The following is a 12794-nucleotide window of genomic DNA, read 5'->3' on the forward strand; positions in this document are numbered from 1 at the left end:
TGCTCTGACTCAGCGGATGGGCCGCATCATCTCGAATACGTCGCCGCCGTCGCAATAGTCCATGTAGCCGAGACGGGCGAGCGGCCTGACGGTCGCCATGTCGAAGCGGCCATCGCGGATCGCCTCGTCGCGAATATGGATGCCGACCACGGCGCCGAAGACGACATAGCTCTCTGAGACCACGCCATCGAGGCCCTTCGGCCGGTATATGTCCGTCATGCGGCATTCGAGCGCTGCGAAAGCCTCGCCGACGAAAGGAGCCCTGACGAGCCTTCCCTCGACAGGCGTCAGCCCGGCGATCTCGAACTCGCTCTCCCCGTGCGGGGCCGGGGCCGAGGTCGCATTGACGGCTTCGCTCAGGTTGCGGCTCGCAAAGCTCGCGGTGAACTCCCCCGTCTCTTCGATGTTGCGCACGCTGTCCTTGTAGCCGCTCGAAGAGAACATCACGAGCTTCGGCCGATCGCTGACCGCATTGAAGAAAGAATAAGGCGCGAGATTGAGCGAACCGTCCGCCGCGCGCGTGCCGATCCAGCCGATCGGCCTTGGCGACACGATCGCCTTGAAGGGATCGTGCGGCAAGCCGTGCCGGTTCTCAGCCGTATCGTAGAACATCAGCCGTCTTCCCCGACCCAGGTGACGATTTCCGAAAGCTCCGGCCGCGGGCGCTCAGTCGGGGGCACCATTGCCGTGCCGATATGAACGAAACCGGCGATCCGCTCTCCCGCCTCGACGCCGAGAAGCGGATAGGCCCTTTCGTCATAGGCATACCATTCGGTCAGCCAGTTGGAGGCATAGCCGAGCGCATTGGCGGCCATCAGCAGGTTGAGGCAGACGGCACCGGCCGACATCAACTGCTCCCATTCGGGGATCTTGAAATGCGGCGCCGCCTTGCTGACGACGGCGACGACGACGGGCGCGCGCGTCAGCCTGGTCTCCTCCACCTTGATCAGTTCTTCCGGCATATCCGGCCGGGCGGCGAGCGCCATTTTCCTGAGTTCGGCGCTGATCCGCGCCCTTTCCTCGCCACGATAAACGATGAACCGCCAGGGCGCCAACTTGCCGTGATCCGGCACGCGCGAAGCGAGCTGCAGCATTTTCTCCACTTCAGCCTTGCCCGGTCCGGGCGCCCCCATCTGGAAAGCCGGAATGGACCTGCGGGAGGCGAGGTAATCCACGAGTGTGATTTCAGTTTTCATATCGAGCGAATTCCACTAACTTGCCGCCGGACCGACAGCCACGAAAATGCCATACCGGCGTCTCAAGTGGATTCACCCCGTCAAGAAGTCAACTGCCCTCATGTGCATCCGCTCTCGTATTTTTCTGAGGTCCGTTCTGGCGATCGCGCTCGCGGGGAGCGGCTTCGGGCGGGCGCTTGCCGAGGACCCCGCCGACGCCTTCAAGAGCTTTCCGTCAATCTCGGGCACGCGCAAGATGCCGAAGCTCACGAGCTTCGGCCCGCTGATCACCGACCCCACCCAGAATGGCGAACTGAAGGACGTGAAGCTCGAGGCGCTCTTGACCGCCAAGGGCCAGCCGGTGCAGGCGGGCCTCACCTGGCGGGTCTTCAGCCCCATTCCCGGCAATGACGGGAAACTTCCGCTGCTTGCCACTTCCGAAGGCGGATCGACGGCGTTCAACCTCGTGCCCGGCGAATATTTCGTCAACGTCGCCTTCGGCCGCGCCGGCGCGACCCGCAAGATTCGCGTGCCCGAAGAAGGCACGCTCGACAAGCAGGTGCTGGTGCTCGATGCCGGCGGCGTGATGCTCAATGCCGTCTCCGGCAGCGACGTGCGCATCCCGCCGAACGAACTCAGCTTTTCGATCTTTTCCGCCGACGTGAAGGAGGACGGCGAACGGGCGCTTGTGGTCGCCGACGTGAAGCCCAACACCGTGATCCGCCTCAATGCCGGGACCTACCACGTCGTATCCAACTACGGTTCGGTCAATGCCGTGATCCGTGCCGACATCCAGATCGAGGCCGGCAAGCTGACCGACGCGACGATTCAGCACCGGGCCGCGAAGCTGACCCTGAAGCTCGTCTCGGAAGCCGGTGGCGAGGCGATCGCCGACACCGCCTGGTCGATCCTCACCTCCTCCGGCGACGTCGTCAGCGAGAGCGTCGGCGCCTTCCCGACGCTCGTTCTCGCCGAGGGCAGCTACACGGCCGTCGCGCGCAACAAGGACAGGATCTACCAGCGCGACTTCGCGGTGAAGGCCGGCGTCAACACCGACGTGGAAGTGCTGCTCAGCGGCAACGACGAAGGCGACAAAACGCCCGACGCCCAGGACTGACGCCCTCACCTAGAGCGGGATGGCGCTCACATGCGTTCGCGCCTATCCATTTGTTTTTGCCGCATTTGTGCGACGTCGGGTGATTCCACCTGACTGCAAAATGCTCTAACGACAAGCAGGTGACGCTACGTCAGCCCGGCCGCCGAACGTAAGGGGCCGGCGATTTGATTTCCCGCCGGCCCCTTATTGTCATCACATCACGGAAGCTTTGCGCCACGCCGCAGCGTCAGCCGCGGGCGGCGTGCCTTTCCGCCCTGCGCTTCAAGTCCGGCGCCATGGCTTCGGCCGAAAGCGAAGCGACCGCCTCCTCCAGCGACATCGACGTCTGCGCCTGCGAACCGAGGCGGCGGATGTTGACGGAGCGCTCCTCCGCCTCGCGCTTGCCGCATACGACGATCACCGGAACCTTCGTCACCGAATGCTCGCGGACCTTGTAGTTGATCTTCTCGTTGCGGAAATCGGTCTCGACCGTAAGTCCCGCCTCACGCAGACGCTCCGCGACTTCGCGCCCGTAGTCGTCGGCTTCGGACGTGATCGTCGCGACCACCGCCTGCAGCGGCGAAATCCAGAGCGGCATGTGACCGGCGAAGTTCTCGAGCAGGATGCCGAGGAAGCGCTCCATCGAACCGCAGATGGCGCGATGGATCATCACCGGCTGGCGCTTCTCGGATTCGCTGTCGATGTAGAAGGCGCCGAAGCGCTCCGGCAGGTTGAAATCGACCTGGGTCGTGCCGCACTGCCATTCACGGCCGATCGCATCCTTCAGCGTGTATTCGAACTTCGGGCCGTAGAAGGCGCCCTCGCCCGGCAGGACGCCGGTCTTGATGCGGCCTTCGGACTGCGCCTCGATCGTCTTCAGGACGTCCAACATCACCGCCTCGGCGCGGTCCCACAAGGCATCGGAGCCGACGCGCTTGTCGGGCCGCGTCGAGAGCTTGACGACGATCTCCTTGAAGCCGAAGTCCTCGTAGACGGAGAGGATCAGGTCGTTGATCTTCAGGCATTCGGCAGCCATCTGCTCGTCGGTGCAGAAGATGTGCGCGTCGTCCTGGGTGAAGCCGCGCACGCGCATCAGGCCGTGCAGCGCGCCGGACGGCTCATAGCGGTGCACGGCACCGAACTCCGCCAGGCGGACGGGCAGTTCGCGGTAGGACCTCAGGCCATGCTTGAAGATCTGGATGTGCCCCGGGCAGTTCATCGGCTTCAGCGCGAAGACGCGGTCGTCGTCCGTTTCGTCGCCGGCGACCGTCACCTGAAACATGCTGTCGCGATACCAGCCCCAATGGCCGGACGTCTCCCAGAGCGACTTGTCGAGCACCTGCGGCGCATTGACCTCCTGGTAGTCGCCCTCGAGGCGGCGGCGCATATAGGCGACGAGGCTCTGGAACATGCGCCAGCCCTTGCCGTGCCAGAAGACGACGCCGGGGCCCTCCTCCTGGAAGTGGAAGAGGTCCATCTCGCGACCGAGGCGGCGATGGTCGCGCTTCTCGGCCTCGGCAAGCACATGCAGGTACTGATCCAGTTCCTCCTGGCTATGCCAGGCGGTGCCGTAGATGCGCGTCAGCATCGGGTTGTTGCTGTCGCCGCGCCAATAGGCGCCGGCCACCTTCATCAGCTTGAAGGCCGGGCCGATCTGGCCCGTCGAGGCCATGTGCGGGCCGCGGCAGAGATCGAACCAGTCGCCCTGGTAATAGATCTTCACATCCTGGTCTTCGGGAATGGCGTCCACGAGCTCGACCTTGTAGGTCTCGCCCTTGGCGGCAAAGACCTCCTTGGCCTTGTCGCGCGACCAGACCTCCTTGGTGAAGGGCTTGTTGCGCGCGATGATCTCCCGCATCTTCTTCTCGATGACCGGCAGGTCGTCGGGCGTGAAGGGCTCGTTCTTGGCGAAATCGTAGTAGAAGCCGTTCTCGATGACCGGGCCGATGGTCACCTGCGTTCCCGGCCACAGTTCCTGCACGGCCTCGGCCATGACGTGTGCGGCGTCGTGGCGGATGAGCTCCAGCGCGCGGCCGTCCTCGCGCGTGACGATCTCGACTTTGCCGTCCTTCACCGGATCGGAAAGATCGCGCAATTCGCCGTCGAGGGCGATCGCCACCGCCTTCTTGGCGAGCGACTTCGAGATCGATTCGGCAACGTCGCGACCGGTCGTGCCGGCGGCGAATTCGCGAACGGAGCCATCAGGAAATGTAAGGGAAACGGAATGCGACATCATGATCTCCTATCCAGTCCCGCCAACGAATGCGGGTGGTATGGTTTGTCGTTGCACGACTCCTTCAGTCAGTGGACGAAGACGAATCGTGCAAAAATGCAAATTGCCCGGCGGCCTTGCGCATCGGGCGCGCGGCGCCCTCGCCGGGTCAGGTGACGCCGGCCTGATAAAGGTTTTTGCCCGTAGAGTAAAGGCACGCGCCGGCTCAACCGGTCAGCATCGCACGGATGCCGCGCACCGTGTTCCAGTTGCGCAACGTTCCGACCCCCAGCCGTTTGGTCGTCAGCGCGCCGAGCAGCTTCGAGTGGCTCGCCTTGCCGCCGAAGTCCGCCCAGAGATCGCCGCCGACGATCGCCAGGCGTTCGCCGTTTGAACAATAGCCCAGGAGCTTGTCGCGAATGTCTTGCTCGAGCGGCGCACGCATGACCCGCACGTGAACGCTCGCCGGGTCTTTTTCGCTCTGAGCGAGAAAAGGGTTGCCGGCGGCAAGCTGCAGCCAGTCCTCCGCGGAGCGCACGATGATGTCGACATGCCGGCCGAAGGCGGCCGCGAAGGCCTTTTCGAGTTCGGCCTCGATCTCTTCATGCGCCTTTTCAGGCGCCTCGAAAACGAGATTGCCGGTTGCGGCAAGCGTGCGGGGCGCCTCACAGCCGAGTGCCACGGCCATCGCCTTCAGATCGGCCATTACGACGCGCCGCCCTTCCCCAAGAATGATGCTGTGCAACAGGGCGACGTAGCTCTTCATCCGGCTTAAGCTACACACTTTCGGCCGACAGGCACCCACGTTCATGCCCGCCAGAAATCGACGGCGCCCGCCGGCAGCCGTGCGAGCACGCGGTCGAGGGTCGTTTCATCGACATGGCGCCGGAGCGCGGCGGCAACGTCGGCGATCGCCGTGTCCGGCGACAGTTTGTGATCGCCCCGGAAGGCCTGCACCTCGCGGGTCATGGTGCGGCGTCCCGAGAACGGCACCGTCGGCTCCTCGAGATCCCAGTCGGCGACGAAGATCGCCCTCAGCACGGCCGGCAGCGCGTTGGCGAAAAGCAGCGCGTCAGGCACTTCGAGGCGGCGGCGAAAGGTGCAAAGCACCGCCTCCACCACCGTATAGGCCTGGTTGGTCGTCTGGAGACCGGCGATATCGCGCGCGTCGAGAAGGAAACGCTCGAAGTCGACCGTGGCCTGCCGGTATTCCATCGGCACCGTCACGGGCCCGACACCTCCTTTCGCCAGTAGCGCCATGGCGTATACCAGTGCTGGCGGGGCGCCAAAGCTTCCGGCACAGGGTCGAAGCCGTGCGTGCCGCCCGGGCCGCAGCGCACGACGCGAAACAGCGTCAGCCATCCCCCGCTCCAGAGGCCGTGACGGGCAATCGCCTCGAAGCCATATTCCGAACAGGTCGGCAGATGCCGGCAGGAATTGCCGACGAAACCCGACAGCGTGAGCTGATAGGTGCGGATCAGGGCCATGCCGATGAGCCGTCCCGGCGTCTTGCGAAACGGCCCGGACCAGTTCCGCCCCCGGGCCGCATGGCGCGGCCCGCCAGGGTGAAGGGCATGATCGCGCTCCGGCTGTGGGCACATGGGTCTCAGACGGCCGCCGCGAGGCGCCGCGCCTCGATTTGGCCGATCGCGTCGACGACCGCGTCGAAGGTCAGCATCGTCGAGGCGTGGCGCGCCTTGTAGTCCCGGACGGGACGCAGGAAACGCATGTCCTCGAAGCGCCCGGAGGGCCCTTCCCCGTCGGCCTTGAGCATCGCCAGCATGTCTTCCCGGGCCCTGCGGATTTCGTCCGCATGCGCGCCGATGACGTGACGCGCCATGATCGACGAGGACGCCTGCCCCAGCGCGCAGGCCTTCACGTCATGGGCGAAATCGGTCACCACGTCGCCATCCATCTTCAGCCAGATCCTCACCTTCGAACCGCACAGCTTGGAATGCGCCGCGGCCTCGGCATCGGCATCGGCCAGCATTCCGATGCGGGGAATGTTGCCGGCAAATTCGAGAATTCTGCTGTTGTAAATGTCATCCATCATCTGACGCGATCCGACTGATTTTTCGCGGTATTGAGTGATCGGCGCATGATTTTCTCCGCTAGAGAGGAAAAAAGCACGGCGTGCTTCGTTGGCCCTCTTTCATCCATGTGGCGCCATACTATATGCTATGTCGTGTTGGGGCGACACTTCCGCAAGGGGATAAGTGTCGCCTGTTGTTTGGGAAACCGTGCCGGAAGGTCCAGTGCACTGTTAAGCCAGGACCGGAAAGCCCCGGAGCCCGCCAACGGAACCCAAGCCTGCAGGGTTAGGCGAATGGCCAGTGGCGAGTTGTCCGAAAGGTAAAACGTCAGCAATCCAGTATTGCGCATGAAGGGGCCAGATGGACGCCATAGTAAAGAATTTTCCTGTGCTCGACGACAAGATCGGTCGACCGACACAGAAGGAAGCCGAAGAAGCCGTTCGCGTACTCCTGCGCTGGGCAGGTGAGGATCCAACCCGGGAAGGTCTGCGGGACACGCCGGCGAGAGTCGCCAAATCGTATCGGGAGATCTTCGGCGGCTATGACCTGGTCGCGGAAGACGTGCTCGGCCGCACGTTCGAGGAAGTCTCCGGCTACGATGACATCGTGCTCGAGAAGGACATCCCGTTCTATTCGCACTGCGAACATCACATGGTGCCGATAATCGGCAAGGCGCATGTCGCCTACCTGCCGAACGGCCGCGTGCTCGGTCTTTCCAAGATCGCACGCGTCGTCGATATCTACGCCCGCCGCCTGCAGACGCAGGAGGCGATGACGGCGCAGATCGCAAAGGCCATTGACGAGACGCTGGCGCCCCGCGGCGTCGCGGTCATGATCGAGGCCGAGCACCTGTGCATGGCGATGCGCGGCATCAAGAAGCAGGGCGCGCTGACGCTGACGACGACCTTTACCGGCGCGTTCAAGAGCGAGCCGGCCGAACAGGCCCGTTTCATGACCCTGCTCAGGGGCTTCAAGTAAGCCCGGCTGCCTGTTTCCCTTGATCGGCGTCGATTGAAGGCGGACAGGCAGCAGTCCAAAGTGCTACAGCGATGACGCTCACCTTCGCCCAACCCTCGGACGACAAGGCCGAACTGGAGACCGGTCCGGCCTTCACCCCTCGTTTCGACGAGAAGGGGCTCGTCACCGCCGTCGTCACCGATGCGCGCGACGGCGAGCTGCTGATGGTCGCGCACATGAATGCCGAGGCCCTCGCCCTGACGGTCGAGACCGGCATCGCCCACTATTACAGCCGCTCCCGCGGTCGCCTGTGGAAGAAGGGCGAAAGCTCCGGCAATCTGCAGACGGTGCGGGAAATACGGACCGATTGCGACCAGGACGCCGTTTGGCTCAAGGTCTCGGTCGCCGGCCATGACGCCACCTGCCATACCGGTCGCCGCTCCTGCTTCTATCGAACGGTCGGTATCGACGACGGTAAGGCGACGCTAACCATCACCGACGACCACAGGCATTTCGATCCGGCAGATATCTACGGCGAAAAATAGTTCTCGCGCGCGCATCTGCATTTTCTTGGTCCAGCCTCGTGCTATATTTATCTTTTGGCAACCAAACGGGTGCCTAATCATTTACTTAGAAATGCGGTTCCCGCGGTAACCGTGGCGAACCGAGATGTGTTGCAAACTGTATCCATTGTTTATCGGGCGGGCCGTATTTGTGGCCGGTTCGATGCTAATCTCAGTCGTGGTGCCTGTCTTACACCGATGAAATTTCGACGAGACCGGCGCCACCGCCGGCTTGGCAGGGTTTCCTACAAGACGCGCGCTTGATGCAATCTGTTCGGCGGTGTTGGAGGTGCCGAATGCTGAACTGGACATTTACGCGCAACAGCCAAATTGCGGATTTATCTGGCCCGAACGGGGCATCGATCACGACCACTCCTCCAGCACCGGTTCCTCAACTCCAGAAGCCGAAGATCGCCTTGGCGCTCGGCGGCGGTGCGGCGCGCGGCTGGGCACATATCGGCGTTCTGAGGGCGCTCGACGAGGAGGGCATCGAGGTCGGCATGATTGCCGGCACCTCGATCGGCGCGCTCGTCGGCGGCTGCTATCTCGCCGGCAAGCTCGACGAGCTGGAGACCTTTGCCCGTTCCCTCACCATGCGGCGTATCGCCGGACTGCTCGATTTCGCGATTGGCGGCGGCGGCCTGTTCGGCGGCCTCAGGCTCACCAAGCGCATGCAGGAGCATCTGCAGAACCTCCTCATCGAGGATCTCGGCCGGCCTTTCGTGGCGGTTGCCACCGAAGTGCACAGCGGCCATGAGGTCTGGCTCGAGAAGGGTTCGCTCATCACCGCCATTCGCGCGTCCTACGCCCTTCCGGGTATTTTCGAACCCATCAACGCCAACGGCCGGACGCTCATCGACGGCGCCCTCGTCAATCCGGTTCCCGTCTCGGTCTGCCGCGCCCATGAGCAGCAGCTCGTCGTCGCCGTCAACCTGAACTACGACCTCTACGGGCGCTCGGCCGTCGTCAAGCACAGCGCCGGCATGGAAACGCCCGAAGCGCCGCCGGCGGAAACCAACCGCTTTTCGGCCCGGCTCGGCATGACCAGCGTCATGGTCCAGGCCTTCAACATCATCCAGGACCGGATCTCGCGCGCGCGGCTGGCCGGCGATCCGCCGGACCTCTCCCTCCACCCGAAGCTCAACGACGTCGGCCTTTCCGAGTTTCATCGCGCCGGCGAGGCGATCGAGCGCGGCTATCAGGAAGCGAAGACGAAGCTCGCCGAGATCAGGCGCATGCAGGAAGCGCTGATCCGTTGACCGGCGGAAGTTCGGCAACCATGCATCATCGGCTCCAAGGTGGACTTCTCACCTCACTCCGTGCAGGACGACCATCCGCCAAGCTCCGTGCGTTTACCGCGGTTTGCTGCGGCCTCCGATAAGAGGCGCGACGCCGCAGGCGGGCGCCGCTGCCGCTCAAGCACCCAGGGGCGCAGGAACAGGCGAAACCGGAAGCCGTTATCCGGCGATGTAGGCCTTGATCTGTTCCGTCTCGGTCTCGATGGCGCGAATATGATATTTGACCACGTCGCCGATCGACACGATGCCCGCAAGCTGCCCATCCCGCTCCACGGGCAGATGACGCGCACGCAACTTGCTCATCATCTCCATCAGGGTGTCCACCGACATTTCCTCGCGGCAGCAATAGACATTCTGCCACATGACCGATGAAACCGGCTTGTCGAGGCAGGCAGCGCCGTATTTGGCAATCGACGCGACGACATCGCGTTCGGTGAGAATGCCCATGATATGATCGTCCGGATCGACAACGACAACGGCCCCGATACGGTTTTCGTGCAGGAACGTCGCCGCTTGCTGAACCGTCACATTCGGCGTGACGGTGACGACGTTGTGGCCTTTTTCGTTGAGAATCGCTTTCACTGACATGCACACATCTCCCGTTGCGACAACACCGGGCCGACGGGAGAGGTCCTGGCCGCATCAATTGCTGCACGTCCTCCAGACGCAGGAGGGGTCAAGATGACGTTCGCGCGGCCGGCCGCAGGAGCCTGAACCCATTCCGGTACCGAGCCGGCTTTCGCGCACCTCCAGCACAAAGCCGCACCGACACCCGGCCTTTCCGCGGTCGCCTCACGAACATTGTTCGGCGGCCGTGATGAATGGTGCGTCAGCGACCGCGGGAAATCAAGCCTCTGCCAACACCTCACACCACTTAGCCGCCCGTCAGCTATTTCCCGGGCTAGACAACAAGCACTGTCGTGTACTGTACCGGCGGCCGCGGCCATCCTTATCTTTTTGGATCGAAAAGCCCGAACAGGAAGAAGCCGAACAGGAAGCCGCCGATATGGGCTTCCCAGGCCACGCTGCCGGCTCCCCCTAACGAGAAGAGGCCCAAGCCCACCAGGAAATTGGTCAGGAACCAGATGCCGGTGAAGACGAGCGCGGAGCGGTTGGTGAGCGTTTCGGTCACCGACAGCCGGCGATTGAGATGGGCGAACTGGCGGCTGATGCGGCCGCTGGGGGAGAACACGAAACGCACCGCCGCGCCCATGAAACCGGAAACGACGCCCGAGGCCCCGACCACCACCGCCATCTCGCCCCAATGGAAGACGACATGCAGCGCTACGGCAGCCGCCGCCGACAGGCACCAGAACGCGGCGAGACGCGCAAGGCCGATCCGCCGCACGACCGGCGCCCCGAACGCCACCATCCAAAAGATGTTGAAGACGAGGTGTTCCCAGCTGACGTGCAGGAAGGAATAGGTCACGGGCGTCCAGAGCCAGACGAGCCCCTGCTCGCCGAGCGGAATCGTGTAGCGCACCGGCAGGAACGCAAAATTGAGGATCAGTTCCTGGTCGAGCTCGGCCGATAGCACATAGGTCCTGAGCGCATGGATTGCGACGAGGAACAGGAGGATACCCGTCAGGCCCGGCGGAAGGTTGAAAGCGGGCTCGCGGCTGCGGCGGACCGCATTGCCGGCATCCGTTTCCGCTGGTGTTCCCGCCTGATCGCTTTCCATGGGTAATCTCTTTCCATCGACCTTTACGATCGCGTTCACCGCACGGTTGATCGAAGCGGAACCGATCTTCAGAAGCATTCGGCATTGAAGCAGGTCGGTTGCGGCCTGCCGACCGGAGCCGAGCGAAGGCATAAGCAAACAAAAAAAGGCCGTCCAGCGAAAACTGAACGGCCATCCCGCGCCGAATCCGGCGCTTCAGTCGATGTGCTGAAGGCAAGCCTTCGTGAAGTGATGCAATCGAAATGCCAGCAGCGGGCGCCAAACGCAACCGAAACCAATCATTAACCTTAATTCCGGGCTGGCACGAAAATCGCAACACCCTTCCTGAGATCGCGAGAAGGATGCCGACTGCCTCATTATGGAACAGCCGGCGTCCCGTATCAGGGAATGGGCGACACATGCGCAGCAGAACGACGACCGAGCTGTTTCAGTATTGGAATGCCACCCGGGGCGACCGCGACCTCCCCCGTCGCGACGAAATCCAGCCCGCCGATATCCGCACGCTCCTGCCGGAGCTTTTCATTCTGCAACGGCAGGCGGACGGCACGATCCGGTTCCGTCTTGCCGGAACCCATGTCTGCGCCCTGTTCGGACAAGAATTGCGCGACCAGCTATTTTCGGCCCTGTGGGTCGCCGGGGAAGCCGGCCTCGCTGCCCGGATCGCTGATCACGTAATGGCCCGGCGCACGCCCATGCTCCTTTCCGCCCTCGGCACCACCGGTGACGGGGACCGCCTCGACATCGAACTGCTGCTGGCCCCCCTCGCCTCGCCGGACGGCAAGGGCGACCGCGTGCTCGGAGCCCTGTCGCCGCTTTCCCGGCCCCCGTGGCTGCATATGACGCCGCTCGCCCACCTCGTTGCACAGGACCTGCGGCAACTTGAAGTCGGCAAACCCGGACCCGCACCGCTTTTCCGTCCGACGATCGGCGGCGCCGACAATCGTGGCCCAGCCATCGACGCGCAGCACCCGCGCGGCCGCTTGGAAGGTGCCGGGCGCGACTGAGGACGTGCGTCGTTCCGGTTGCAGCGAACCTTCTATTAACCCACGCGATCTATGCTTTCGCCTGCAAAGATACGTCAGATGCAGAGTGAACATGTTCTCGTTTCAGCATGCGCAAAACAGCGGCCCGAAGCCACACCAGGAAAGCGCCTTCCAGCGCGTTTCGGTCAACCTTTCGGGACGACTCATGCTTGCCAACCGCGACGAGTATGAGTGCACCGCGCTCGACATGTCGCCGGGCGACGTCCTCCTTGCCTCTGCCGCACGGCCGCGCGCCGGCGAGCGCATCATCGCCTATGTCGACCATGTCGGACGGCTCGAGGGCACCGTTTCGCGCCTTGCGGACGACGCTTTCGTGATCCAGCTCAACGCCACGGAACGCAAACGCGAGAAACTCGCGGCCCAACTGACCTGGATCGCCAACAAGCACGAGCTCGGACTGCCCGAGGACCGGCGCCACGACCGGCTTGCTCCGCGCAAGACATTGACGGAGCTGACGGTCGAGACCGGCGACAAGTTTCCCTGCCGGATCATCGACCTTTCGCTTTCGGGCGCCGCCGTCGATATCGAAGTGCGCCCTGCCATCGGCACCGCGGTGAGGCTCGGCAACATGAAGGGCCGCGTCGTCCGCCACTTCCAGGAAGGCGTCGCCATCGAGTTCCTGAGCGTCCAGTCCCGCGAAGCGCTGACCGAATTCCTCTAGCAGGCTGCTGAAAATCGTGTTGCGTTACCGCAAGCCATCGCGGTGGGTGCGATTTTTTGACGGATTTCGGCAGGA

The 12794-nt window shown here is 63.4% G+C and carries 15 protein-coding genes; 6 read left to right on the plus strand and 9 right to left on the minus strand.

Going from position 1 to position 12794, the window contains the following annotated elements; all coding sequences use genetic code 11:
- Window positions 1-9: 9 nt before the first annotated feature.
- Both ATB98_RS13380 and ATB98_RS13385 read right to left on the minus strand, forming a co-directional pair.
- Window positions 10-612: a flavin reductase family protein gene (locus ATB98_RS13380; protein ID WP_066874358.1), complete on the minus strand. Its 603-nt coding sequence runs from the start codon at window positions 610-612 to the stop codon at window positions 10-12.
- Window positions 612-1196, minus strand: a complete 585-nt coding sequence (locus ATB98_RS13385; protein ID WP_066874360.1) for a nitroreductase family protein — start codon at window positions 1194-1196, stop codon at window positions 612-614. Before ATB98_RS13385 ends, ATB98_RS13380 begins: the two co-directional genes overlap by 1 nt.
- Before the next feature lie 100 nt (window positions 1197-1296).
- Between ATB98_RS13385 and ATB98_RS13390 the strand changes: the two genes are divergently transcribed.
- A complete protein-coding gene (locus ATB98_RS13390) occupies window positions 1297-2292 on the plus strand; it encodes a hypothetical protein (protein WP_066874362.1) in 996 nt (331 codons plus the stop codon).
- Window positions 2293-2518: 226 nt separating this feature from the next.
- Here the strand turns inward: ATB98_RS13390 and thrS are convergent, their stop codons facing one another.
- The 5 genes from thrS to ATB98_RS13415 form a co-directional block, all read right to left on the minus strand.
- Window positions 2519-4504: a threonine--tRNA ligase gene (gene thrS / locus ATB98_RS13395; protein WP_066874364.1), complete on the minus strand. Its 1986-nt coding sequence runs from the start codon at window positions 4502-4504 to the stop codon at window positions 2519-2521.
- A 205-nt stretch (window positions 4505-4709) separates the two neighbouring features.
- Window positions 4710-5249, minus strand: a complete 540-nt coding sequence (locus ATB98_RS13400; RefSeq protein ID WP_066874366.1) for a DUF1697 domain-containing protein — start codon at window positions 5247-5249, stop codon at window positions 4710-4712.
- Window positions 5250-5290: 41 nt separating this feature from the next.
- Window positions 5291-5698 (minus strand): DUF2267 domain-containing protein, encoded by a 408-nt coding sequence (locus ATB98_RS13405; RefSeq protein ID WP_066874407.1) that lies wholly within the window; start codon window positions 5696-5698, stop codon window positions 5291-5293.
- Window positions 5699-5706: 8 nt separating this feature from the next.
- A complete protein-coding gene (yidD, locus tag ATB98_RS13410; protein ID WP_066874368.1) occupies window positions 5707-6084 on the minus strand; it encodes a membrane protein insertion efficiency factor YidD in 378 nt (125 codons plus the stop codon).
- A 5-nt stretch (window positions 6085-6089) separates the two neighbouring features.
- Window positions 6090-6536, minus strand: a complete 447-nt coding sequence (locus ATB98_RS13415) for an iron-sulfur cluster assembly scaffold protein (protein ID WP_066874370.1) — start codon at window positions 6534-6536, stop codon at window positions 6090-6092.
- A 340-nt stretch (window positions 6537-6876) separates the two neighbouring features.
- On the opposite strand from ATB98_RS13415, the gene folE reads away from it, so the two are divergent.
- The 3 genes from folE (at window position 6877) to ATB98_RS13430 (ending at window position 9295) form a co-directional block, all read left to right on the plus strand.
- A complete protein-coding gene (gene folE, locus ATB98_RS13420; RefSeq protein WP_066874371.1) occupies window positions 6877-7494 on the plus strand; it encodes a GTP cyclohydrolase I FolE in 618 nt (205 codons plus the stop codon).
- Window positions 7495-7565: 71 nt separating this feature from the next.
- Window positions 7566-8018: a phosphoribosyl-AMP cyclohydrolase gene (gene hisI, locus ATB98_RS13425; RefSeq protein ID WP_066874373.1), complete on the plus strand. Its 453-nt coding sequence runs from the start codon at window positions 7566-7568 to the stop codon at window positions 8016-8018.
- Window positions 8019-8332: 314 nt separating this feature from the next.
- A complete protein-coding gene (locus ATB98_RS13430) occupies window positions 8333-9295 on the plus strand; it encodes a patatin-like phospholipase family protein (protein WP_066874375.1) in 963 nt (320 codons plus the stop codon).
- Between the two features lie 198 nt (window positions 9296-9493).
- On the opposite strand, the gene ATB98_RS13435 is transcribed toward ATB98_RS13430, so the two are convergent.
- Together ATB98_RS13435 and ATB98_RS13440 are read right to left on the minus strand one after the other, a co-directional pair.
- Window positions 9494-9922, minus strand: a complete 429-nt coding sequence (locus ATB98_RS13435) for a CBS domain-containing protein (protein ID WP_066874377.1) — start codon at window positions 9920-9922, stop codon at window positions 9494-9496.
- A gap of 361 nt (window positions 9923-10283) precedes the next feature.
- Window positions 10284-11015, minus strand: a complete 732-nt coding sequence (locus ATB98_RS13440; RefSeq protein ID WP_066874409.1) for a rhomboid family intramembrane serine protease — start codon at window positions 11013-11015, stop codon at window positions 10284-10286.
- Between the two features lie 341 nt (window positions 11016-11356).
- Between ATB98_RS13440 and ATB98_RS13445 the strand changes: the two genes are divergently transcribed.
- Together ATB98_RS13445 and ATB98_RS13450 are read left to right on the plus strand one after the other, a co-directional pair.
- On the plus strand, window positions 11357-12019 hold the full coding sequence (locus ATB98_RS13445; RefSeq protein ID WP_084435460.1) for a PAS domain-containing protein: 663 nt from the start codon (window positions 11357-11359) through the stop codon (window positions 12017-12019).
- Window positions 12020-12110: 91 nt separating this feature from the next.
- Entirely contained in the window at window positions 12111-12719 is a 609-nt protein-coding gene (locus ATB98_RS13450) for a PilZ domain-containing protein (protein WP_066874379.1), read from the plus strand.
- The last annotated feature ends 75 nt before the right edge of the window (window positions 12720-12794 follow it).

The organism is Sinorhizobium saheli (assembly GCF_001651875.1).
Lineage (GTDB): Bacteria > Pseudomonadota > Alphaproteobacteria > Rhizobiales > Rhizobiaceae > Sinorhizobium > Sinorhizobium saheli.

Excerpts from the sequence above, each read along its gene's own strand:
- ATB98_RS13380 (WP_066874358.1), bottom strand. The coding sequence starts at position 612 with ATGTTCTACGATACGGCTGAGAACCGGCACGGCTTGCCGCACGATCCC.
- ATB98_RS13385 (WP_066874360.1), bottom strand. The coding sequence starts at position 1,196 with ATGAAAACTGAAATCACACTCGTGGATTACCTCGCCTCCCGCAGGTCC.
- ATB98_RS13390 (WP_066874362.1), top strand. The coding sequence starts at position 1,297 with ATGTGCATCCGCTCTCGTATTTTTCTGAGGTCCGTTCTGGCGATCGCG.
- thrS (WP_066874364.1), bottom strand. The coding sequence starts at position 4,504 with ATGTCGCATTCCGTTTCCCTTACATTTCCTGATGGCTCCGTTCGCGAA.
- ATB98_RS13400 (WP_066874366.1), bottom strand. The coding sequence starts at position 5,249 with ATGAAGAGCTACGTCGCCCTGTTGCACAGCATCATTCTTGGGGAAGGG.
- ATB98_RS13405 (WP_066874407.1), bottom strand. The coding sequence starts at position 5,698 with ATGGAATACCGGCAGGCCACGGTCGACTTCGAGCGTTTCCTTCTCGAC.
- yidD (WP_066874368.1), bottom strand. The coding sequence starts at position 6,084 with ATGTGCCCACAGCCGGAGCGCGATCATGCCCTTCACCCTGGCGGGCCG.
- ATB98_RS13415 (WP_066874370.1), bottom strand. The coding sequence starts at position 6,536 with ATGATGGATGACATTTACAACAGCAGAATTCTCGAATTTGCCGGCAAC.
- folE (WP_066874371.1), top strand. The coding sequence starts at position 6,877 with ATGGACGCCATAGTAAAGAATTTTCCTGTGCTCGACGACAAGATCGGT.
- hisI (WP_066874373.1), top strand. The coding sequence starts at position 7,566 with ATGACGCTCACCTTCGCCCAACCCTCGGACGACAAGGCCGAACTGGAG.
- ATB98_RS13430 (WP_066874375.1), top strand. The coding sequence starts at position 8,333 with ATGCTGAACTGGACATTTACGCGCAACAGCCAAATTGCGGATTTATCT.
- ATB98_RS13435 (WP_066874377.1), bottom strand. The coding sequence starts at position 9,922 with ATGTCAGTGAAAGCGATTCTCAACGAAAAAGGCCACAACGTCGTCACC.
- ATB98_RS13440 (WP_066874409.1), bottom strand. The coding sequence starts at position 11,015 with ATGGAAAGCGATCAGGCGGGAACACCAGCGGAAACGGATGCCGGCAAT.
- ATB98_RS13445 (WP_084435460.1), top strand. The coding sequence starts at position 11,357 with ATGCCGACTGCCTCATTATGGAACAGCCGGCGTCCCGTATCAGGGAAT.
- ATB98_RS13450 (WP_066874379.1), top strand. The coding sequence starts at position 12,111 with ATGTTCTCGTTTCAGCATGCGCAAAACAGCGGCCCGAAGCCACACCAG.